This is a genomic window from Pseudomonas sp. A25(2017), assembly GCF_002001065.1.
Classification (GTDB): Bacteria; Pseudomonadota; Gammaproteobacteria; order Pseudomonadales; family Pseudomonadaceae; genus Aquipseudomonas; species Aquipseudomonas kilonensis.
Map to the genome: position 1 here is coordinate 49,444 of NZ_MUOA01000059.1, position 21,035 is coordinate 70,478.

At 56.5% G+C, this 21,035-nt stretch carries 21 protein-coding genes and 2 pseudogenes; 13 read left to right on the forward strand and 10 right to left on the reverse strand.

Annotated elements, in window-relative coordinates:
* The first annotated feature begins 139 nt into the window (after nt 1-139).
* From B0E42_RS12385 to B0E42_RS12405, 6 genes are all read left to right on the forward strand, one after another.
* A complete protein-coding gene (locus tag B0E42_RS12385) occupies nt 140-1,066 on the forward strand; it encodes a hypothetical protein (protein WP_018606635.1) in 927 nt (308 codons plus the stop codon).
* Complete coding sequence (locus tag B0E42_RS30130) at nt 1,053-1,817, forward strand: hypothetical protein (RefSeq protein WP_139212974.1); 765 nt, start codon at nt 1,053-1,055, stop codon at nt 1,815-1,817. The genes B0E42_RS12385 and B0E42_RS30130 overlap by 14 nt, the downstream gene beginning before the upstream one ends.
* Before the next feature lie 98 nt (nt 1,818-1,915).
* On the forward strand, nt 1,916-4,075 hold the full coding sequence (locus tag B0E42_RS12390; RefSeq protein WP_077506503.1) for an isocitrate/isopropylmalate dehydrogenase family protein: 2,160 nt from the start codon (nt 1,916-1,918) through the stop codon (nt 4,073-4,075).
* A gap of 13 nt (nt 4,076-4,088) precedes the next feature.
* Entirely contained in the window at nt 4,089-4,793 is a 705-nt protein-coding gene (locus tag B0E42_RS12395) for an RraA family protein (protein ID WP_077506504.1), read from the forward strand.
* Nucleotides 4,790-5,662 (forward strand): DUF6282 family protein, encoded by an 873-nt coding sequence (locus B0E42_RS12400; RefSeq protein ID WP_074849402.1) that lies wholly within the window; start codon nt 4,790-4,792, stop codon nt 5,660-5,662. Before B0E42_RS12395 ends, B0E42_RS12400 begins: the two co-directional genes overlap by 4 nt.
* A gap of 135 nt (nt 5,663-5,797) precedes the next feature.
* Complete coding sequence (locus B0E42_RS12405) at nt 5,798-7,030, forward strand: multidrug effflux MFS transporter (RefSeq protein ID WP_077506505.1); 1,233 nt, start codon at nt 5,798-5,800, stop codon at nt 7,028-7,030.
* A 151-nt stretch (nt 7,031-7,181) separates the two neighbouring features.
* Here B0E42_RS12405 and B0E42_RS12410 read toward each other — a convergent pair.
* Nucleotides 7,182-7,409 (reverse strand): annotated as a pseudogene (locus tag B0E42_RS12410) (transposase); the annotation flags it as partial.
* A 274-nt stretch (nt 7,410-7,683) separates the two neighbouring features.
* On the opposite strand from B0E42_RS12410, the gene B0E42_RS12415 reads away from it, so the two are divergent.
* Nucleotides 7,684-8,187 carry an inclusion body family protein gene (locus B0E42_RS12415; RefSeq protein WP_018606623.1) on the forward strand — a complete coding sequence of 168 codons (504 nt, stop codon included), beginning with the start codon at nt 7,684-7,686 and terminating at the stop codon, nt 8,185-8,187.
* Between the two features lie 120 nt (nt 8,188-8,307).
* Nucleotides 8,308-8,832: an AidA/PixA family protein gene (locus B0E42_RS12420; RefSeq protein WP_053177517.1), complete on the forward strand. Its 525-nt coding sequence runs from the start codon at nt 8,308-8,310 to the stop codon at nt 8,830-8,832.
* Nucleotides 8,833-8,938: 106 nt separating this feature from the next.
* Here the strand turns inward: B0E42_RS12420 and B0E42_RS12425 are convergent, their stop codons facing one another.
* The 4 genes from B0E42_RS12425 to B0E42_RS12440 all read right to left on the reverse strand — a co-directional run bounded on the left by B0E42_RS12425 (nt 8,939) and on the right by B0E42_RS12440 (nt 12,727).
* Nucleotides 8,939-9,556 carry a hypothetical protein gene (locus tag B0E42_RS12425; protein WP_077506506.1) on the reverse strand — a complete coding sequence of 206 codons (618 nt, stop codon included), beginning with the start codon at nt 9,554-9,556 and terminating at the stop codon, nt 8,939-8,941.
* Nucleotides 9,553-10,125 carry an RNA polymerase sigma factor gene (locus B0E42_RS12430; protein ID WP_053177513.1) on the reverse strand — a complete coding sequence of 191 codons (573 nt, stop codon included), beginning with the start codon at nt 10,123-10,125 and terminating at the stop codon, nt 9,553-9,555. Before B0E42_RS12430 ends, B0E42_RS12425 begins: the two co-directional genes overlap by 4 nt.
* A 169-nt stretch (nt 10,126-10,294) precedes the next feature.
* Nucleotides 10,295-11,968 (reverse strand): VWA domain-containing protein, encoded by a 1,674-nt coding sequence (locus B0E42_RS12435; RefSeq protein ID WP_077506507.1) that lies wholly within the window; start codon nt 11,966-11,968, stop codon nt 10,295-10,297.
* Between the two features lie 177 nt (nt 11,969-12,145).
* Nucleotides 12,146-12,727, reverse strand: coding sequence for a hypothetical protein (locus B0E42_RS12440; protein ID WP_077506508.1), 582 nt, complete (start codon nt 12,725-12,727; stop codon nt 12,146-12,148).
* Between the two features lie 410 nt (nt 12,728-13,137).
* Between B0E42_RS12440 and B0E42_RS12445 the strand changes: the two genes are divergently transcribed.
* The 4 genes and pseudogenes from B0E42_RS12445 to B0E42_RS12460 form a co-directional block, all read left to right on the forward strand.
* Entirely contained in the window at nt 13,138-13,761 is a 624-nt protein-coding gene (locus B0E42_RS12445) for a CsgG/HfaB family protein (protein WP_162493981.1), read from the forward strand.
* Between the two features lie 29 nt (nt 13,762-13,790).
* Nucleotides 13,791-14,150, forward strand: coding sequence for a DUF4810 domain-containing protein (locus B0E42_RS12450; protein ID WP_077506509.1), 360 nt, complete (start codon nt 13,791-13,793; stop codon nt 14,148-14,150).
* Complete coding sequence (locus B0E42_RS12455; RefSeq protein ID WP_053184919.1) at nt 14,147-14,800, forward strand: DUF799 domain-containing protein; 654 nt, start codon at nt 14,147-14,149, stop codon at nt 14,798-14,800. The genes B0E42_RS12450 and B0E42_RS12455 overlap by 4 nt, the downstream gene beginning before the upstream one ends.
* A gap of 117 nt (nt 14,801-14,917) precedes the next feature.
* A pseudogene (locus B0E42_RS12460) lies at nt 14,918-15,196 on the forward strand (LysR substrate-binding domain-containing protein); the annotation flags it as partial.
* A gap of 9 nt (nt 15,197-15,205) precedes the next feature.
* Here B0E42_RS12460 and B0E42_RS12465 read toward each other — a convergent pair.
* The 3 genes from B0E42_RS12465 to B0E42_RS12470 form a co-directional block, all read right to left on the reverse strand.
* Complete coding sequence (locus tag B0E42_RS12465) at nt 15,206-16,519, reverse strand: MFS transporter (RefSeq protein WP_077506510.1); 1,314 nt, start codon at nt 16,517-16,519, stop codon at nt 15,206-15,208.
* A 39-nt stretch (nt 16,520-16,558) separates the two neighbouring features.
* The gene (locus B0E42_RS31110; protein WP_018606597.1) at nt 16,559-16,732 is read right to left on the reverse strand and encodes a hypothetical protein; all 174 of its coding nucleotides are present in this window, start codon (nt 16,730-16,732) and stop codon (nt 16,559-16,561) included.
* Between the two features lie 156 nt (nt 16,733-16,888).
* Entirely contained in the window at nt 16,889-17,449 is a 561-nt protein-coding gene (locus B0E42_RS12470) for a YbhB/YbcL family Raf kinase inhibitor-like protein (RefSeq protein WP_077506511.1), read from the reverse strand.
* A gap of 139 nt (nt 17,450-17,588) precedes the next feature.
* On the opposite strand from B0E42_RS12470, the gene B0E42_RS12475 reads away from it, so the two are divergent.
* On the forward strand, nt 17,589-19,121 hold the full coding sequence (locus B0E42_RS12475; protein ID WP_077506512.1) for an apoptosis inducing factor family protein: 1,533 nt from the start codon (nt 17,589-17,591) through the stop codon (nt 19,119-19,121).
* A 55-nt stretch (nt 19,122-19,176) separates the two neighbouring features.
* Here the strand turns inward: B0E42_RS12475 and pgaD are convergent, their stop codons facing one another.
* Nucleotides 19,177-19,683, reverse strand: coding sequence for a poly-beta-1,6-N-acetyl-D-glucosamine biosynthesis protein PgaD (pgaD, locus tag B0E42_RS12480; protein ID WP_024618875.1), 507 nt, complete (start codon nt 19,681-19,683; stop codon nt 19,177-19,179).
* Nucleotides 19,680-21,035: a poly-beta-1,6-N-acetyl-D-glucosamine synthase gene (pgaC, locus tag B0E42_RS12485; protein ID WP_018606587.1), complete on the reverse strand. Its 1,356-nt coding sequence runs from the start codon at nt 21,033-21,035 to the stop codon at nt 19,680-19,682. Before pgaC ends, pgaD begins: the two co-directional genes overlap by 4 nt.

Consider the following 21,035-nt stretch of genomic DNA (forward strand, 5'->3'; position numbering starts at 1 on the left):
ATAGAACACTTATACAACCTTGAAATAAATCTTAATTTCAAGCGAGCGATGCTGCGCTTGAATTTTTATTTTCCACTAATGGCATAGTTATTTCCAACTCTTAGCGCTGCATGAGTCTTGAAAGTATATATGGATATATATGAAATCTGAAATACAAAACCTGGATGTTACGTTGCGCGATGGCGGCTATCGGAATGACTTCAACTTCACGCTTGAATATGCGCAGCAACACATTCAACAAATGGTTAAAAGTGGAGTCGATTGGGTTGAGATTGGATATAGGAACGGAGCTTTTAAAGCCATAGCCGATATCGGTATTACTGGGCTTTCAGAGAACTCTTATATCAGCGCTTTGCGCGACAGCGTGTCGGAGCCTTGCCTATGTGTAATGGCACATCCTAAAAATATAGAAAGAAATGATATTGGTCATCTACGTCGTCTGGGTGTCAATATGCTCCGCTTTTGCATGGACATTCAGCGAGCTGAATTAACAAGTGATTATATCAAGGAAGCAAAAGCACAAGGAATGACGGTCTGCTTAAATTTGACTCGTCTCAGCCAACAGCCTCTTCAACAATTAGTGGCTCATGCCTCGTTAGCTCGTGAGGCAGGTGCGGATGTACTGTATTTGGCTGATTCTAACGGCAGCCTGACTCCATCCAGGGTGGGGAATCTGGTACGCCTAATCCGCGAAACCAGCGGTTTAGAATTAGGATTTCATGCGCATGACAATCTTGGTCTTGCCACAGCTAACAGCATTGCGGCGATTGATGCCGGTGCGACCTTCATCGATGCTTCATTACGTGGCATGGGTAAGGGCGCCGGAAATCTGAAATTGGAATCGTGGCTTATTTATCTTCGCTTGGCATATCAGGCAGATAAATATAATTGTAGATCACTGTTGGAACAGGTCGAAATCTTGGAGGGCATCGAAGCTCGCGCGCGTCCGGTTCAACCCCTGGATGACCTCATACTTGGCATGTTTGATTTATCTATTGACGATAAAGCGCGCATTACCGCCAGCGCTAACAATATTGGTGAGGTTTTTGCAAATGCACTTGCCTAGTCGTCCCGACTTAACAAAATCCGTCTTTGGCCCCCAATCAGATTTCATCGCTGTTGTGTTTTCACCCGTTTTGGCCGAGTGGGATGAAGGCGCGTTCTGTATGCCTTTATTGGATCTTTTGGTTGCGCGCGGTTATCAGGTGCACGTCTATGACAGCTTATCCCTTGCCCAGGAAAGCAGTACATTGCATGCGACCTCCGAAAATTGGGATGCGTATCTGCGTGCCAATTATCCGCAGATTGATCTGGCTGTTGGTCAGGCTTATGGCGGAGCGTTGGTAAATTCTTTGTTGTCGGGTTTTTTGAAAACTTGTCCACGTGTTCTGGGCTTATCAGCACCGACACGATGCAGCGCTGAATTACAAAGCAATTTAGCAAGCATTCTGACATGTTTGGATATGCAAGGTGAGACGGCAGCGTTGGACTTGCTAGAATATTACGTCAAACCGGAACGTAATGATAAGTATCAGCCGTTACCGCCCACCAAGGTGGAAGAAAGCGGTATTGGTCAACGTTTGCGAATAGGTTTTTCGCAATTAATGAAGGCCGACGCACGAAGCCACGTTAATAATTATGCTGGTCATATGCTACAGATTTATGGTGCGGCATCACGCCTTGTCAATACTGATAGTATTGTAGTGAGTAGTGATAACCGACGACAAATCAGCAGTGGAATTTCTGGTTGCGGCATGCGGCCGGTAATTGAAGCTCCGGAGATAGCGCTTAGATTGATTTCAGATTTTCTTGATTAAGAAAAGTAACGGCCGGTCGCCTTCTGAATAAGTATGCATTTTAGTTGCCGGCTTGATTTATCAAGCGGGCAGCCTGTCAGGATATTAAAAACAATCAAATGAAAAAATTACTTGTGTTGCCAGGGGATGGTATCGGCCGCGAAGTATGCGATGCCGCATTACCGGTATTAAAGCTACTTAATCTGCCAATTGAACTTCAGTTTGGCGAAATTGGCTGGGAGTGCTGGAAGCGTGACGGGGACCCGGTACCCGAAACAACGTGGAAACAAATCGCCGAAAGTGACGCTGTTTTATTAGGCGCCATCACGAGCAAAGGAAAAAAAGAAGCCGAAGCCGAACTTGCACCCGCACTGCAAGGCAAAAATCAAAAATATGTTTCTCCTGTAATTCAAATGCGTCAACGCCTGGATCTGTTCGCAAACGTGCGACCGGTACAACATATGCTAGGCAATCGGAAGCCGTTTCGTTGTTGTGTGATCCGTGAGAATACCGAAGGCATGTATTCAGGCCTCGATAAACACGGCGTGCCCATAATACTGGAAGAAATGCTGAAACATCCCAACTTGGAAAAAAGTGGACCGGAGAATGCGGCATTTAGTGTGCGCCTGCAAACCAAGTTTGGTATGGAAAGATTATTTCGTTACGCTTTTTCTTATGCTGTTGAGCACAAGCATGCTCGAGTAACGTTAGCAGACAAACCTAATGTATTGCGCGAAAGTGGGCAATTTATAGCAGATATCTTTTATGCTATTGCTGCCGACTATCCCGAAATCGAAGCCGATATTCATAATGTAGATGCAGTCGCTTTGTGGCTGGAGCGTCGTCCGCAAGCATTTGGCGTGATCGTTGCCGAAAATATGTTCGGTGACATTTTGTCTGATTTGGCGGGAGGCGTAATGGGAGGGTTGGGCCTTGCCCCAAGCGCCAATATCGGAAACCAAATCTGCTATTTTGAACCCGTACATGGCAGCGCACCCAAAATGGCGGGCAAAGGCCGCGCCAACCCGGCTGCGATGTTTATGACAATAGGATTAACCTTGCGCCACCTTGGCTTTCATGAGCCGGCGGCCAGAATTGAAGAGGCAGTAAAGAATACCATCCAGCGCGGCAAGACAGTCACATACGATCTGGGCGGCAATGCGGGTACTCAAGAAATGGCTCAAGCAATTTTAGCCGAGATTGCCCGGCCCCTCGCTATTCATCGTGCAAGTATTCTTTGTATCGGCGATGAGCTATTACGTGGCGAGTTTATTAATAGCAATATGGCGGAATTTTCAAAAAAGCTGCATTTCCATGGTTATCAAGTGGGCTTACAAATAGCATGTGGTGATCAGTTAGCAGCAATCAACAACGCTTTAGGGATCTGCTTTGGCCAGTCGGATACGTTGATCATCAGTGGGGGGCTGGGGCCGACGTCCGATGATTTAACACGTGAGGCGATTGCCATCGCCACCGAGCGTCCGCTGGAATTCGATAGTGCCAGCTGGCAGGCAATACAAAACCGCTTGCAGAATTTTGGATTGAAGGTACATCCAAGTAATCGAAAACAAGCTTTATTTCCGCGAGATGCAGTGATACTGCCTAATGAGCATGGCACTGCGAGCGGTTTTAGCTTGCAGTGGCAAGGGAAAATAATTCATGTATTACCCGGCCCTCCAAATGAGTGCCTGCCTATGCTCGACGCACTTCTGGCGCAACAGCCCCATATCCAGCACCAGAAAGTCTACCAATGGCGGTTGTTGGGTGTAATTGAGTCGGATATCGCCGACGCAGTTGATCAGCTCATCGCGCAGACTCCAGAGGCTAATGCAAGCTATCTTTGGCGTTATCCGTATGTTGATGTGCGACTCGCACTTGATTGCGACTGTCAGCAAGAAGCTGTATTAGTAGAAAAGATAGAGATATTGCTTGCGCCACATGTCATCAGTACTGATGGGCGTACCGCCCTGGAGATTGTCCGGGAAAATATTACTCCAGTATTGAATTTGCGTGACGAAATGACGCAAGGAGCCTTTGCCAAATCGTTACCACACCTTCAATTAAGTGATACTAAATCGGCCACTATGCATGCTTGGTTGGTGGGCGATACGCACCCACCTTACAAAGGCACACTGGAGTTGCGCTGCCACGTTCACTATTTGGGGGAAGAGCGGGAATTTTCACTAACTATTCCCAAGCGCGGTCCAGAAATCATTAATTATTTTTGCGAATTTATTGCGTGGGCTATGTTGCGCGCCAATTTAATCACTTACAAATGAGATCCTGACTAATATGAACATCAACGAATTAAGACTGCGTTTTTTAAAGCTCGACACTCCGGCAGTTAGTGATGCGATGGATAGCTTTGGCTTATATGGTGCACTAGGTGGAATAACGACCCGTGTGCCGGGTTTAATATTAGCGGGTCCTGTTTTTACGGTTCAATACCAGAACCTAGACCATGATGGAAGCACCTTTCACAATGCCGGGAACTATATTGATGAGGTCCCTGCTGAGCATGTGATTTTAGTGGATAACCAAGGACGTAGCGATTGTACGAACTGGGGCGGTATTCTGACGGAAATGGCTCAACTCAAGGGCATTGCAGGCAGCGTCGTGTACGGCGCGGCACGTGATATAAGCGAAATCGGTCTGATGTCTTATCCTCTTTTTAGCACTGCCGTGAATATGGTTTCAGGTAAAAACCGAGTGCATGTCACAGCATTAAAGCAAGACGTTAAAGTGGGTGACGTCACCGTGAGAAATGGTGATTGGTTAATAGGGGATGACAATGGGGTTCTGGTTATTCCAGCAGATCGATTATTGGATGTACTGACACGTGCGGAAAATGTGGAGCGCACTGAGAAACAGATTCGTGAAGCGATTCGTGGCGGCATGCCTTTAGTCGAAGCGCGCAAGCGCTTTCGCTACGATCAGCCGTGGATCGCAGAAAATTCTTCGGATGCTAGTCACTCCTACGAAAAGGTTAAAGCATGAGTGCGCCGATTCCGGCGCTTGATATGCGACAAGTATCGTTTATCGATGTGCACTATCATGCGGGACCAGATTCATATGTGCGGCGCCATTCGGTATTAGAGGCAGGCCGACGTTATCAAGCCGAAAATGGGTGGGTGGTATTAAAAAACCATTTGGGTTGTAGTGCCGCACAAGCGTGGGAGGCACGTTGTGCCGGTTTGCCAGTGTCTGGCTCCATCGTGCTTAATGAAATAGCGGGCGGCATCGATTGGCGCAACGTCGAGCGGGGACTCTGTCAGCATGGGGAGGGAGCAGGACGTTTGATTGTGCATTTGCCGACCGTTACTGGTCGTTTCCATCAAAGTCGTCTGACGCGAAATTTGAGTCATCCGATTTTACAAAATCGTCCTATTAAGCCGCTGCAGGTATCGGATGGGAACGGGCATTTGACGTCGCAAACATGCGATATATTGCGTATGGCGCGCGATTATCCCATCGTCGTCTCTACCGGCCATGCCAATCGTGAAGAGGTATTGTTGTTGATTGATGCGGCGGAGAAGTTTCAGGTCCCGCGTTTGATGTTAAACCAGCCGGCCAACCCGTTAACCGGGCTAAGTGCCAGCGAGCTGTTTGATCTGGCCCAGTCAAGTATGGTGTACGTAGAGCAGACAGCTCTTACTTATCTACTCGGCTATCAGAGCAAAGAAGATTTTCAACAAGTAGCGACTCGTGTGCCGCGCGTTGTATATAGTTCTGATTTGGGGCAAACCAGTCAGCCTGATATTGCAGATTGGTTACTTCAAAGCCAACAATGGTTTACCGAATTTGGCTTAACGACAGAGCGGTTTATCGAGATAACGCGGACCAATCCAATCACTATGTTGAATTAGGTCTAAGCGACACGCGTGTGCACTAGTTGCGTGACACATCGTGTCGCTGTAGCGAGGCATCTTTGAAAAAAACTAACTTTCTGCTACTAGCCACAATACTGATTACTCCTTTTTACTTAATGCGGAGGTAATGCGATGAGTCAACACACTACTCAGATCCCTTATGGCATTTTACTCACAGCGCTAGTATTACTTAGTGCTAGCGGCTTGATTGCATCCGATATCAATCTACCTGGCATGGGAGTTGCTGCGATTGCATTAGACTCACCCATTTCTGCGATACAGCGAACTTTTGGAGTTTATTTGATCGGCTTAGCTGTGGCGCAGGTTATTTATGGCCCGTTGTCTGATACTTATGGTCGTCGTTCGTTGGTACTTGGTGGCCTGTTTTTATTTACGGCGGCGTCAATTACCTGTGCGACTGCGCAGAATGTTACGGTATTCGCGATCGGCCGCCTGTTGCAAGCTCTAGGTGCTGGTGCTGGTGTGGTGATTGGCCGCGCGATTGTCGCCGACATCTTTGACAAAAAAACCGCTGGCCGTGTCTTTGCTACGATTATGCCCATCGTTGGCGCCTCGCCAGCGCTGTCACCAATTATTGGTGGTTATTTGACTCTGCATTTTTCCTGGCGGGCGCCATTTCTATTTACTGCTGCGCTCGGAATTGCCACGCTGATTTTAGTCGCTACGAAAATCCCTGAAACTTTCCCTAAAGACCAGCGGCACCATGCGCTGTTGGCAACCATAAAAAATTATCCGGGGTTGCTGATCAATACTTTGTTTTTAGCCTACACGGTAAATTTAGGTGTTGCCTATGCCGCTTACTTTGGCTACTTGGCCGCATCGCCAGTTATTTTTAGCGCGATGGGGATGACGCCGGCCGTAATCAGTTATTGTTACATCAGCGTTGCAATTGCTTATATTATCGGAAACCTTATCTCGCGCAATCTAATCCAAAAATACTCCATCAATCATTTAATAGCAGTTGGCTATGTTCTATTCACCATTGGCGCTAGCAGTTTATTTCTGTGTGGTTTGTATAACATGACCTCACCGGTACCTGTCTTAGTCAATATGGCGATTATGACATTAGGTAATGGTTTTTTGTTGCCTTTATCCTATGCTGGCGGCATTACAAACTTTCCGAAAAGCGCCGGAGCAGCATCCGGTCTGATGGGAGCACTGCAATTAGCCTGCGGGTCACTGGCTATTTACGTAGTAACTTTGGTTGGTAGTGATCTGCATCATCTTGGTCTGTTCATGATAGCCACTGCTTTGATCGGATGTACCCTTTTTCCATGCTTATTGTATTTTTACCATGTTAAAACGCGAACTGTACGGAAGGCGTTTCTCCCAAAAGCAAATTGACCTAAGGAACGTCTGAAGTACCCACCGATTTTTCATGTTTTCGCTACTTGAGGTTCAAAAAATCGTGAGTCGGTCGAAAAACAGACCTTTCATGCCCTTAACTCATGGATCTTTCCTCTAATCGTGCTGTTCCAGGGGTGATTAGTCCGCATTACAGGTGCACCTCGCTCATACCCATCAACCGGTTTCGCACCGTCCACAGGTTCGACAACGCGAACAACGTCGTCGTCTGCTGAGCGATGTTTTTCGACAAGCCACGAAAGCGCACTTTCGTATAGCCGAACTGACGCTTGATCACGCGAAACGGATGCTCAACCTTGGCCCGCACCTGTGCTTTCACGTATTCGGCTCCGTGCGGGCTTTGTTGTTTCTGGGTTTTCTCGTTCCGCGCCTCTGGCGCGCGGATCTGCGGACGCCAACCTCATCTTTCGTTAATGTGATTTTGTTTTTTGACAGCTTTCTGATCCGACCTATAGTCAGAATCGCGACCTGCAGGAAGGAACCTGAATCGTCAGCCAGTCGGCATGGAGCCAGGCCAGCTCGTATCCGTGACAAAAAAATTCCTTCCAATAGTGCACACGCAGGCCGCGACGCGGTGAAACGTAATTGTCTTTTGGCACGAGCCGAAAGGCCCACTATCAAGGAGCTTCATAATGTCTCGAGTCACGGATGTGCTGGTTTCAATCGATACTGAAACCATCCTGAAAAACTACCCGAACATTAGCAAAAACCCCAACTCGCCAACGCTGATCGACTTCAAACATGTCTACATGGTGACGAACCAGGACAACGTGGTGAGTGGCCAGGCCGGTGGTGAACTCGACTTGAAGGCCCAAGTCGGCGATCTGATCCGCTGGCGTGAAACCAGCCTGTCACAGAGCTTCGAAACGGCGGTGATCTTCTACAAGTTCATCGGCAACGCGGGCAACGAATTGATCTCCCCACCCTCGCCGCGCAAGGCTACCGCTTGCGTCGCCGTACCCAACACCAGTAACCCATCCGTACCCAGCTGCCAAAAGGTCGATAACCACTATTGGTCTTCGGAAACCCTGGCTTGTGGCCGCGTGACCTATCACTTCAACTTCCTGATCGTCGACCGCAATTGCAGCATTGTCGCCTGCTGCTCGTGGGACCCGTTCATTTCCATCCATAACTGATGCAGCCGGCCCCTTGGCGACAGGGGGCCAACCGACCTCGCGGCCGCTGCGACCGGACAGGATGTTTCGCTCTATCAACAGCGACCGCGACTCTCGCCAACATCATGAAAGGAAGCCGTGATGTCTACCGAACCCAACGCTATTTCCAGCGAAACAGCCACTGCGCATGTTTCCCTTATTGTCGACGCCGAGACACTGCTCTCGCGTTATCCACAAGCCAGCCAAGACCCGGATACGCCAACGCCCATTGATGAGCAGTTCTTTTTTTTCCTTGGCAGCGCCCTTCTGTCCAGTACAACAACTGACAGCAGGGTGCTGCCCATAAGTCTCGGTCGGACCACCCATCTACGCAGTCGCACCATCGCCCTTCGAGCCGAGCACAGCGTGGTGGTCTATGGATTCGCGGTCGAAAAGGGAGAAGTGCTACCAGCGCCGGAGCTGGTGGTAAATGCTGGCCAGACCATACCCGCCATCGACATCGAAAACCTCACCCAACCCATTCCCCAACAAGCTGATGATCACTTCTGGCGCTGCCAGCCGCTGAGGCAAGGCAAGGAGCGCGGTGAGTTGAGGTTTATGTTGGTGAACAGCCAGTGTGATGCGGTGGGCTATTTCAGTTGGGCAGTTGACGTCATTGTCGAGTGAGTGGACGCCTGACCCCTCGCTAAATCAAGTTGTCTGCTATACCCCCGATGCAAATGAAAAGCCCCCAGTTCGCCAGGACCTGGGGGCTTTTGCGACGCGGGTTTACTTAGCGCTTTCGCAACACCTCCAACCGCGCCGGCAAGTCCTCCTCGGGAAAGCGCTTATGCAACGCCAGCAGCTTTTCATCAGCAGCCTTGCTCTCACCCGCCTCGCGCAAACGCAGGATTTCCATCAGGCCCTGCTCCAGCGATGGCAGTGCAGCCGGCGCCGATTTGCTCATCTTCGCCGCAGGCTTTTCCACCAACGATTGCATCGGGCTTGCCGGGGCTCGGGACAGTTCGCCCTGGGGCGCCATGCGGGTGATCGGTGCAGGGGCGGGCATGGCCGGCGGTGGTGCGGCGGCAACGGCGGGCTCCTGCCGATCGGCGGAAAACTCCATCGAGGCGGGAGAGGACAGTTCGTCGTGGGGCACGGGCGAACGCAGCACCAGGCCGATCATCAGCGCCACGCCGGTGACCGTGGCGAATGCCATTTGCCAGCGCGGCCGTTGGCAGGCCTGTAGCCAGCGTTGCCACAGGCTTGGCGTGGGCGTCGGGGCTTCACGGCGGGCGGCAGCCAGAATGAAGGCGTCCAGGGAGGCCGGCGGCTCGGCGCTGGCGTGTTGGCGGAAATGCTCGATCAGCATTTCATCGTCAGGATCCGGGGTGTGTTTGGGGTCGATCATGCGGGTACCTCCTCGGCCAGCAGTCGATGCAATTTCTGCTGGGCGTAACGCAAGCGGCTTTTGACCGTTTCCAGTGGGGCGCCGGTCAAGGCGGCAATCTGTGGCAGCTCCAGCTCACCGTGCAGGCGCAGCAGGAAGACTTCCCGCTGATCTTCGGGCAAGGCCTGCAACGCGGCGTCAAGACGCGCCTGGTCGCGGCTCAGGCTCAGCTGTCGCTCAGGACTGCTGGTGTCGTCGGGCTGGACGTGAAGCTGCTCGTCGTAGCTGTCGTGCAACGGGTTGTGGACACCCTGCTTGCGCCAGTGGTCGATCAAGCGGTTGCGGGCAATCTGGAACAGCCAGGTACGAAAACTCGCCCGGCCTTGTGGCTGGGTGGTGCTGCGAATCAGGCTGAGCCAGGTGTCCTGGAACACTTCCTCGGCCAGTTCGGCCTTGTTGCTCAAGGACACGAGGAAACGGTAAAGCCCTTGCCGATGGCGGGCGTACAGGACTTCGAAAGAAGCCCCATCGCCGTTGCGGTAGCGGGCCAGCAGCGATTCGTCGCTGGGAGAATCAAGCGCAGCGGGCATGTGGGTGACGAACTCCTTTCGATGTAGAACACGGTCTTGCAGATTGCAGAGGACTCTGTGGGAGCCGGGCTTGCCCGCGAAGGCGGCGTGTCAGGCGAAACTGCTGTGCCTGACACGCCGCCTTCGCAGGCAAGCCAGCTCCCACATTTGATCCCCGTTGTGCTCGGGATCAGCGCTTGGCCGCAGGCTCGAGGCTCTGGGCCAGCTCCACCAACTGCACAAACTCGGCACGCAGCCCAAACGGGTCTTCACCGCGGGCCGAGCGGGCCAATTGCGCGGTGTCCTTCAAGCTCATCGTCCCAGTGTAGCGCCCATCCCCCTTGAGCTGCTGGGCGAAGGCCGCCACGGCGGCCGAGAAACGCAGGTCATCGCTGGCCTTGTGTTCGTCCTGCACGCCCGCAATCGGATGCTCGATCAATCGACTGCTACCGCCCTCAGCAGGTTTGTAGCGTACGCGCAGCATCGCCAATTCGCCTGACTTACCCTCCGGCTGGGGTGTACTGGCATAGCGCAGCGGCTCCAACCAGCCCGGCTGGCCCTTCGGAACAATTTCATACAAGGCCGTCACCGTATGCCCGGCACCGATCTCGCCCGCGTCGACCTTGTCGTTGTTGAAATCCTCACGCTTCAACGCGCGGTTCTCATAACCGAGCAGGCGATACTCACTGACCTGGGCAGGGTTGAACTCCACCTGCAACTTCACATCCCGCGCCACCACCGCCAGGGTGGAGCTGAGCTGATCGACCAAGACTTTGCGCGCTTCGAGCAGGTTGTCGATGTAGGCGTAGTTACCGTCACCAGCATCGGCCAATTGCTCCATCAGGTGTTCGTTGTAGTTATCCACACCGAAGCCCAGCGTCGTCAGCGAGACGCCGCTTTTGCGCTGGTCCACCGCCATCTGCTTGAGGCTGTCGAAATCACTGACACCGACGTTGAAGTCGCCATCGGTGGCCAGCAGGATGCGGTTGATGCCTTTGTCGATGAAGCTCTCCCGGGCCATCTGGTAGGCCAGTTCGATACCCGAGGCGCCCGCGGTGGAACCACCGGCGTCGAGTTGATCGATGGCATTGCGGATGGTCACCTTGTCGCGCCCCGAGGTGGGCTTGAGCACCACCCGGGACTCACCGGCATAGACCACCAGGGACACCCGGTCCTGGTCACGCAATTGATCCACCAGCAGTTTCAGCGTGCTCTTGACCAGCGGCAGCCCTTCGCGACGATCCATGGAGCCGGAAACGTCCACCAGGAAGACCAGGTTGGCCGGCGCCAGATCCGCCACGGCGCGGTCGCTGGCCTTGATGCCGATGCGCAGCAAGCGGGTGTGGGGGTTCCACGGTGACGGGGCCACTTCGGTGGTCACGCCAAAGGGTGAACCGTCGGTAGGCAGGGCATAGCTATACGAAAAATAATTGACCATTTCCTCCAGCCGCACGGCACCTTCGGGGGGCAGGCTGCCTTGATTGAGCAAACGTCGCACATTGGCATAGCTGCCGGTATCGACATCCACGCTGAAGGTCGAGACCGGCGTTTCGGCCACGCTGTGAATCGGGTTGTCCGGCAGTTTTTCGTACTGTTCACGCGGCTCGGCACGGTACCCCCCGGCGATGGCATCGTTCGCCACACTGGGGGCGGGCATCGCTGCCGGCTTCATGAGCATGCGCTTGACCGTCGACTGACGCACTTCGGCGATCTCGCCTTGCGGCACAACGCTGGGCGCCACGGCCACCGGTTCGGACGGCTTGGCAGCCTCTCGGGAAGACAACCCACAACCGGCCAACGCCACCAGCAAAGTCACGGCGAAGCCTTGGGCAGCAGGACGCATAAAGAGAAGTGGACGGGACATGGGCTGAACCTCGTGAATGAATGATTCGTACACAAGCTCAGACGCAAGGCACACGAGATTCGGGTTAACGACCAGGAATTTTTTTGGCGCGCTGAAAAAAACCGCGCTGGCCACCCCCAAAGTGGCCAGGCCGTTACCGCGATCGGACCAATCGCCAGCCCGTTGCAGCAGGCATTGTTAGCGGGACGGAATGCCCCGCAGGTCGTCGTCGATGAATCCGCTCAAATGACCGGTGTAATAGTCTTCGACATCAGAATTGCCTCTGTTCGTCAGGGCGCCCGCAATGCCTCTCATGGCCTCAAGTTGCCCGACCGCCCCTCCCGGCATCAGCCCCTCGCGGGCCTGGGCAAAGTGCAGCACTTCGACACCGGCCTTCTTCACCTTGACCTGATAATTGAAATCGACACTGGCCAGATACGTACCGTCGGCAACGATCTTGTTCATGAGACCACCTTGGGTGTCTTGAATCCGGCGCGCATAGACGGCGTTGACGTCCAGCAGATAGTCAGCGGTTTCCTTGCTGGAGGCATAGCGATTGCCGTCGAGCAGACGGACGATCAGGTCGGTGTGCAACTGGTCGCGAACTTTTTCGTCGGGCAGGAAGCGTTCGTTTTTGCCGACGACTTCAACGTTGAACGTGTCGATCCAATAGGTGGCGGTCTCGGGGATCGCCACCGGCGCAGGGGAAATGTAGTAATCGGGCTTCGAAGCGCACCCTGCCATAAGACAGAGGGCCAGCAACAGGGTAAAAACTCGCATGTTTGAATTCGTCCTTGAGAGATAGCGGCATAGTGGCGGCTGCATTCTACGGGGTTTGAATGAGCGCTCAAGTTGTTTGGCCTTACGGCATGCGCTCGGCCCCCCAGCGATATCCAGGAAGCGGAACTCTATGGCCTTGAGGGTGGCATCGCTAAAACCCGGACTTTCAAGAACGGATGTTGCCGGGACAAGTCAGTTGCGGCAAACCTTGCTGAAGCGAAAACAGTTTGAGAAGCGATATGAACCTCGTAAAATGCCGCCGCCATTGTGCTATCACGTCTTCAAGGACGACCTCAGCATTCTTTCCTGCATACCTGCTGCAATTTGTTGACTCTTCACTTCAGGAGCATCACGTGAAACTACCGTCCCCCATCCTGCTGTCGGGCCTGATCGCCGCAGCGCTGCTGACCATGGCCGGTTGTGCCTCGGAAAGCTCCCGGGCACTGCCGGTGGAAAAAGTCGCCAGCGCCAGTATTGCCTATGCCGGCCAGCGCGTACCGATCGCCGTGGGCAAGTTCGATAACCGCTCCAGTTACATGCGCGGGATCTTTTCCGACGGCGTTGATCGTCTTGGTGGTCAGGCCAAGACTATCTTGATCACTCACCTGCAGCAGACCAACCGCTTCAGCGTGTTGGACCGCGACAACATGAGTGAGATCTCCCAGGAAGCCGCGATCAAGGGTACAGCTCAGAAGCTCAAGGGCGCTGACTACGTAGTGACCGGCGATGTGACCGAGTTCGGCCGCAAAGAGACCGGCGACCGCCAGTTGTTCGGCATCCTCGGTCGCGGCAAGACCCAGGTGGCCTACGCCAAGGTCAACCTGAACGTGGTCAACATCAGCACTTCCGAAGTGGTGTATTCCACTCAGGGCGCCGGTGAATACGCCTTGTCCAACCGTGAAGTCATTGGTTTCGGCGGCACCGCCAGCTACGACTCCACCCTCAATGGCAAAGTCCTGGACCTGGCCATGCGCGAAGCGATCAACCGCCTGGTGGATGGCATCAATGCCGGCGCCTGGAACCCGCGCAACTGAATAACCCGTACCCAAGGAGCTGTACACGGATGAATAAGGCAGTGAAGTTGGCGCTGATGCTGACAGCAGTCGCGACGGTCGCCGGGTGCCAGACGGCGCCTCAGGGTTTGTATCAATGGGAAAGCTATCAGCCGCAGGTCTACGAATATTTCAAGGGTGAGCCCAAGGAAGCCCAGGTCGAAGCATTGGAGCGGGACCTGCAAAAGATCAACGCCAGTGGCCGAAAAGCGCCGCCGGGTTACCACGCCCACTTGGGCATGCTGTACCTGAGCATGGGCAAGGATGACCAGATGGTGCAGGAGTTACGCACCGAGAAGGCGCTGTTCCCTGAGTCTGCCGCATACATGGACATGCTGCTCAAGAACGCCAAGACCGGAGACGTCAAATGAGCCTTTTGAAACTGACGGGCGCCCTGCTGGCCCTGGCGTTGCTGGGCGGCTGTGCCGCCCCCAAGACCGTTGACTATTCGGCCTTCAAGCAGGCACGACCCAAGTCGATCCTGGTGTTGCCGCCGATCAATGAATCACCTGAGGTGCAAGCGTCCTACAGCCTCGTCTCTCAAGTCACTTACCCGTTGGCCGAAGCCGGCTACTACGTGTTACCGATTGCACTGGTGGACGAAACCTTCCGCCAGAATGGCCTGACGACGGCAAATGACATCCAAGGCGTGGCTCCGGCCAAACTGCATGAGATTTTCGGCGCCGACGCGGCGTTGTACATCACTATCACGGAGTACGGCACCCGCTACATGCTGATCTCCAGTGAAACGGCGGTCACCGCTTCGGCCAAGCTGGTGGACCTGCGCACAGGCATCACCCTGTGGACCGGCTCGGCTCGCGCCTCCAGTGAAGAGGGCGGAAACAACAGCGGTGGCGGGCTGGTTGGTATGCTGATCACTGCGGCGGTCAAGCAAATCATCAACAGTTCCACTGACGCTGGCCACCCGATTGCCGGTATTACCAGTGCGCGTCTGCTGTCGGCGGGTCAGCGCACCGGGATCCTGTACGGGCCGCGTTCGCCAAAATATGGTTCGGATTGATCTATCTGCAATAAACCGCCTGGCCACCATGGGGTGGCCAGGTAATGTCTTTTCAGTGCTCAAGGATTCGCTCGATGCGATTCTGGTGTTCGTGCGGCTGGTAGCGATTTCCCTCGGCGACAGCCCGACCAGGATGGCCGACAGCACAGCGTAACGATCAAGGGCAACGTCACCTGCAACAGCAGCGAGGCAATCCGGGAAATGGTGCTGTCGGGGCTGGGCGTTTCGCTGTCACCGCAGTGGTTGTTCGCGGCCGATGTTCGCCAGGGAACCGTCTGCACCGTGCTTGCCGATTACCAGCCGCCGGCGCTGCCCATCAGCGCCGTGTTCAGTCAGGACCGACGCCGCTCGGCACGAACCCGGGCCTTTGTGGATTTTTTGCGCGAGCGTCTTTGAACAGCCGGATCAGGATTCACAGGCCAATGACGGCTGCGCAGCCTTCCCATGCCGCCCGGGAAAATACGCCGCCGCAGCCACGCCCACCGCGCCCATCACACCGCAATAGGCCACGCACACCCATGGGCTCCACGGCACCAGCGCAATCAGCATCAACGGGGTCATGCTGGCCCATAGCGCATAGGCGATGTTGTAGGTGAGCGAGATGCCGGACACGCGGATCTTCGGCGGGAACAGGCTGACCATCACCGACGGCACCGCACCAACCACACCGCAACCCAGGCCCGCCACAGCGTAGGCCAGGCCCAGCCAGGCGCTGCCGCTGATCAGGCTGGCGTAGAGCACGGCGATGCCCAGGGGCAGCAGCAGGCTGTAGAGCATGACGGTGCGCCAGGCGCCGATGCGGTCGACGATGAGCCCAGCCAGGACGCAGCCGATGTTCAGGAACACGATGCCCAGGCTGCTCAGGGCGAAGGTGTGGCTGGGGGTCATGCCGAAGCTTTTCTGCATCACGGTCGGGGTGATGACCACGAACACCACCACGGCAGAGGTCAGCACGCAGGTCAGGATGGCGGCGGGCAGCAACGCCTGGCGGTGGTCGCGCAGGACCGTGCGCAACGGCAGTTCCGCAGCGCCTTCGCGATTGGCTTGCAGGGCCATGAAGATCGGCGTTTCGCTCAGCCAGCGACGCAACCAGACACCGATCACGCCAAAGACGCCTCCCAGCAGGAACGGCAGGCGCCAGGCGTAATCGAGAATCTCTTCCGGCGTGTAGATCCGCGCCAGCGCCGTTGCGGTCAAGGCGCCCAGCAAGTAGCCGAAGGTCAGGCCGGCCTGGAGGAAACCCAGGGCATAGCCACGATGATGCAGCGGTGCATGTTCGGCCACGAACACCCAGGCGCTGGGCACCTCACCGCCCACCGCCGCGCCCTGCAGGATGCGCAGCGCCAGCAGCAACAACGGCGCGAAATAACCGATTTGCGCGTAGGTCGGCATCACGCCGATGAGCAGGCACGGCAAGGCCATCATCAGGATGCTCAGGCTGAACACCCGCTTGCGCCCCAGGCGATCGGCGAAGTGCGCCATGAGAATGCCGCCCAGGGGCCGGGCCAGGTAGCCGGTGGCGAAAATCCCGAAGCTTTGCAGCAAGCGCAGCCAATCGGGCATTTCCGGCGGGAAGAACAACTGGCTGAGGGTCAGGGCAAAGAAGACGAAGATGATGAAATCGTAGATCTCCAGCGCGCCTCCCAAGGCGGCCAGGCCCAGGGTCTTGTAATCGGATCGGCTGAATCGGTCACCGGGTAGAACAGGGGTGGCAGTCATAGGCAGAGTTGAACAATAAGTTTGAGAGAGGGCGACGGCTCAGTCGTCGCGATCATGGTCCACCGGTTGAACCGGTGGCTGGCCTGGCTCGGCGTCTTCGGCCTCGTCGACAGGCAGGAAATCCTTGCGGCTCTGGGCGATGGCCCGGCGTATCTCGTCGCCCTTGGTGGGGCAGTTCAGGAGGCGGGCGATGCCGTCGGGTTTCTGCGTCATCGCCATCCTCCGGCATGAGTGAACAGGAGCTCGATAGTGCTCGCTTTTGGCGTGTGATGCCAATTTTGTGTCGGGGCGTCAGCGCTACTGTGGGGAGCTGCTTCGCAGCCCAGCGGGAGCAAGCTCCCTGGCCACAGGGGTTTTGTGCTGTTCGAGTCAGCGGTGGTAGCGGCGCACTACGCTGCTGTTGCGCAGGACGTGACCTTTGATTTTTTCCATCAGTTGGGCGCGAGTGAGGTCGGCGGGCAGGGCTTCCGGCGGCAGGTCCAGAGCGAAAAGCTGGATCAGGTAGTGGTGAGCGCTGTCGCCGACAGGCGGGCAAGGGCCGATGTAGCCGTGGGTGTTCTTGCTGTTGATACCGCCCATGCCTTCCAACGAGGACTTGGTGCCGGCGCCCGTCGGAATCTGCCGCGTGGTGGCCTTGATACCGTAGTGGACCCAGTGGTCGACACCTTGGCCCCTTTGACCGTCCGGGTCCAACATGACGATGGCGTAGCTGAGGGTGCCGGGCGGGCCGGCGTTCCAGCTCAGGGCCGGAGAAATGTTCTTGCCACCACAGGTGTTGGCATCACTGGCTGCCGCCGCCGTGAAGAGGCGGTCGTCCGACACACCGGGGATGCTGAGGGTAAAACGCTCCTCGGCCTGGGCAGCCCCTTGTGCACACAGCACCAGGGCGACAGCCGCCAGCCAAGGGGTGAGAGGGTTCAATCGGGTCATACCGGGGCACCTTGTGCGTGTCAGGCCATGGACGGCTTGCAAACTATAGCCGCAGCTTCGCCAAGGGTGCAGTGACAATTACGCTGAAACTCGTTCCGGTCCTGCGAATCCAAAGAGAAACGCCTGCCGGAGAATGACCATGTCTCTGCATCAAGTCGCCCGTTTCGCCGATGTTCGTGAAGACCGCGGCCTCGAAGTCAAAATCGACGACACGTCCATCCTACTGTTGCGCTCTGGCGATCAGGTGCGCGCCTTCCAGGGCAAATGCCCGCACGCCGGCGCACCACTGGCCAAGGGCGCGGTGTGCCATGGAAGGCTGATTTGCCCGTGGCACAAGGCCGCGTTCCGCGCTGAAGACGGCGCCCTGTGTGAACCGCCGGCCCTCGACAGCCTCGCGCGCTATCACGTCGAGGTCCGGGACGGTGACGTCTGGGTCGACGATCAACCGTTGCCAATCGATAAAGTCCCACCGGCCGATGACCCGCGCACGTTTGTCATCATCGGCGCCGGTGCTGCCGGTACGGCTTGCGCGGCGGCGTTGCGCGAGAAGGGGTTTGGCGGACGAATCCTGATGATCGACCGCGAGGCCGAAGCCGGCTACGACCGTACGGTGCTGAGCAAGTATGTATTGGCCGGCGACATGGCGGTCAACGAGACGGCGCCGCTGCGCGATGAAACCTATTTCACCCAGCAACGCATCGAAAGGCTCCATGGCGAGGTCACCCATTTGGACCCCGACGCTCGGCAAATCCAGCTCGTCGATGGCCGGTACCTGGACTACGACGCCGCGCTCATTGCCACTGGCGGGGTACCCAAGACGCCGGCGCTGCCGGGCATCGATTTGCCGCAAGTCTTCGTGCTGCGTTCGATCGCCCACGCCCGGCAGATTCTCGACACGGTCCGGCCCGGGCAACAGGTGGTGATCATCGGCGACAGTTTCATCGCCATGGAGGTGGCCTCGTCCCTGCGCAAGCGCGAGCTGGACGTCACCGTCCTGGCCCGGCATCCGGTGCCGTTCGCCGCGCAGTTGGGCGAGAGCGTCGGCCAGGCCATCCTGGCCCGACATCGAGCCAATGGTGTGGTGTACCGCACCGACAGCGAAGCGGCGCAGATCGAGGGGGCGGGCAAGGTCGAAGCCGTGGTGCTGGATAACGGCCAGCGCGTTGCCGCAGACCTGGTGATCATTGGCGTCGGCGTGCGCCCGGCCACCGAGGCCTTTGCCGGGTTGCCACGGGAACAGGACCAGTCACTGTCCGTCGACGCGGGCATGCGAGTGACTGATGGCTTATGGGCTGTCGGTGATATCGCCACCTTCCCCCTCAACGGCCAGCCCCAGCGCATCGAGCATTGGCGCCTGGCCCAGCAACAGGCCCGCATTGCCGCTGCGAACATGCTCGGCGGCGACGAGCACTACCTGGACGTGCCGTTTTTCTGGACCTATCACTTTGGCAAACGCTACGACTATCTTGGCCACGCCGAGCACTGGGACGAAGTGGAATTCAAGGGCACGCCCGAACAACCACCCTTTATTGCCCTGCTGGGCAAGGACGGCCTCGTTGTCGCCGCGGTGGCCTGTGATGAAGGCCGGGCCATGGCGGCGTTGGCCCAGCGCATGAAACAACCGTTGCCGGTGGACGAGGCATGGCGGCTGATCCGGGACTTCTCGTCGTAGATCTGTCCCACACACCCCAAAATCCCCTGTGGGAGCGAGCTTGCTCGCGATGGCGTCAATGCACGGACTGATCGGCCGGCAGGTGAATCACGCAAGGCCGCTCCATTGGCGCCAGGGGCGGTGGCTGCAAGTCGGGGCTGAGCAAGTGGAAGTGCGGCACGACGTGGCTGATGTCGCCGTCCTGGTTGTTGTGAATAGTCTTCGAGCCGGGCTGGCGCAGCGTGTCCAGGCGCTCGTCGGTCAACTTGAAACTGGCGCTCAAGCCCTGGTCATTCACTACCGGGGCCGGCGACCGGCGCTGGGCGAAGCTACGGCTTTTGCGCTGTTGGTAACGCGCCCAGGTAATCAATAGCACCGCGTTGACCAACGCGATCCAGCCATAGATCTGCAAGGTCCCCAGGGTATCGAACAGAGACCCTCCCGGGCGCGAACCGGCCTGGCTCGCGAACAGCGGCCACAGCCCATTGACCAGCAGGTACAACAGCCCCACCCACGCCAGCACGGTAAAAAACGCATCGATGAGCACCAGAAAAGGCCGTTGCCGGGTCCTGATAATTTTCATCGGATCACTTCCTCTTCCTGATCATCGAACGGTTTGATACCGCGATCCGGACTGATCCAGCGCGCACGCTTCTGATGCTGCCCAAACAGCACTTTGGGGAAACTCACCAAGGTGGTGAACAGGCTGATCAGCCAGAACACCAACGGGTACCAGACCACCCAGAACATGATGTGCCAGAGGCCTTTTTCGTAACGCCGATCAATCAGGATGCTCACCGCGAACTGCAGCAGGCACACCACCGCCAGCAACAACCCGGTGAAGGCTGGCGGCATGAGGTGATCGACCGCGATGGCCGCCGGCATTTCGACGAATTTGCCGGCGCCCCAGAAAATCACCGACAGCAGGAACGTGAACGCCCAACCGGTGGACAGGCAATATTCGAACAACAACGGCCACAGGTAGCGGTGGCGGTATTGCCAGATGCCACGGATGTTCTTGAACAGCACTTCCGCACCACCCTGGGCCCAGCGCAGCCGTTGCCGCCACAGGCCGCGCAGGGTTTCGGGCATGAGGATCCAGCACAGCGCGCGCGGCTCGTAGAAGATGCTCCAGTGATCCAGTTGCAGCTTCCAACTGATGTCGATGTCTTCGGTGATCATGTCCGGGCTCCAGTAGCCAACCCGGTGCAGGGCCGTGCGACGGAACGCGACGATCACGCCGGACACAGTGAAGATCCGCCCGAACACCCGTTGGGTGCGCTTGATCAGGCCGATGATCGAGGAAAATTCGCCGACCTGGACCCGGCCCACCAAGGTCGAGCGGGTGCGGATGCGCGGGTTGCCGGTCACCGCGCCGAGGCGGGCGTTGTCTAGCATCGGCGCCACCAGGTAAGCACAAGTGTTCGGCGCCAGCAGCGCGTCACCGTCGATGCACACCAGGTATTCGCTGCGCGCCGCGATGGCGCCCATGCGCAGGGCCACGGCCTTGCCCTGGTTTTCTGCCAGGTGCAAGACGCGCAGGCGCGGGTCTTCAGCTGCCAGTCGATCAAGCATCTGGGCGGTGTTGTCCTTGGAGCCGTCGTTGATGGCGATGACTTCGATGTTCGGGTAATGCTGGCCCAGCGCCGCGTGAATGGTGTCGGCGACGTTATCGCCTTCGTTGAAGCAGGGGATCAGGATGCTGATCAACGGCTCGCCGGCCAGGGGCGGTGGCAAGGTGTCGTCCTTCCACGGCCAGTGGCGTTCCCAGTGCAGCCAGAAATACAGGCCGCCGGCGATCCACAGCCCGGACATGAACAGCGGGTAAAAGAACACGAAGTCCATCAGGAATTGCCCGGTGACCAGGAAGATCAGGCCCAGGGGCACCCCGAGGACGATCGCCAGCACCAGCAGAGCGAGCAGTCTGTCGAGCAT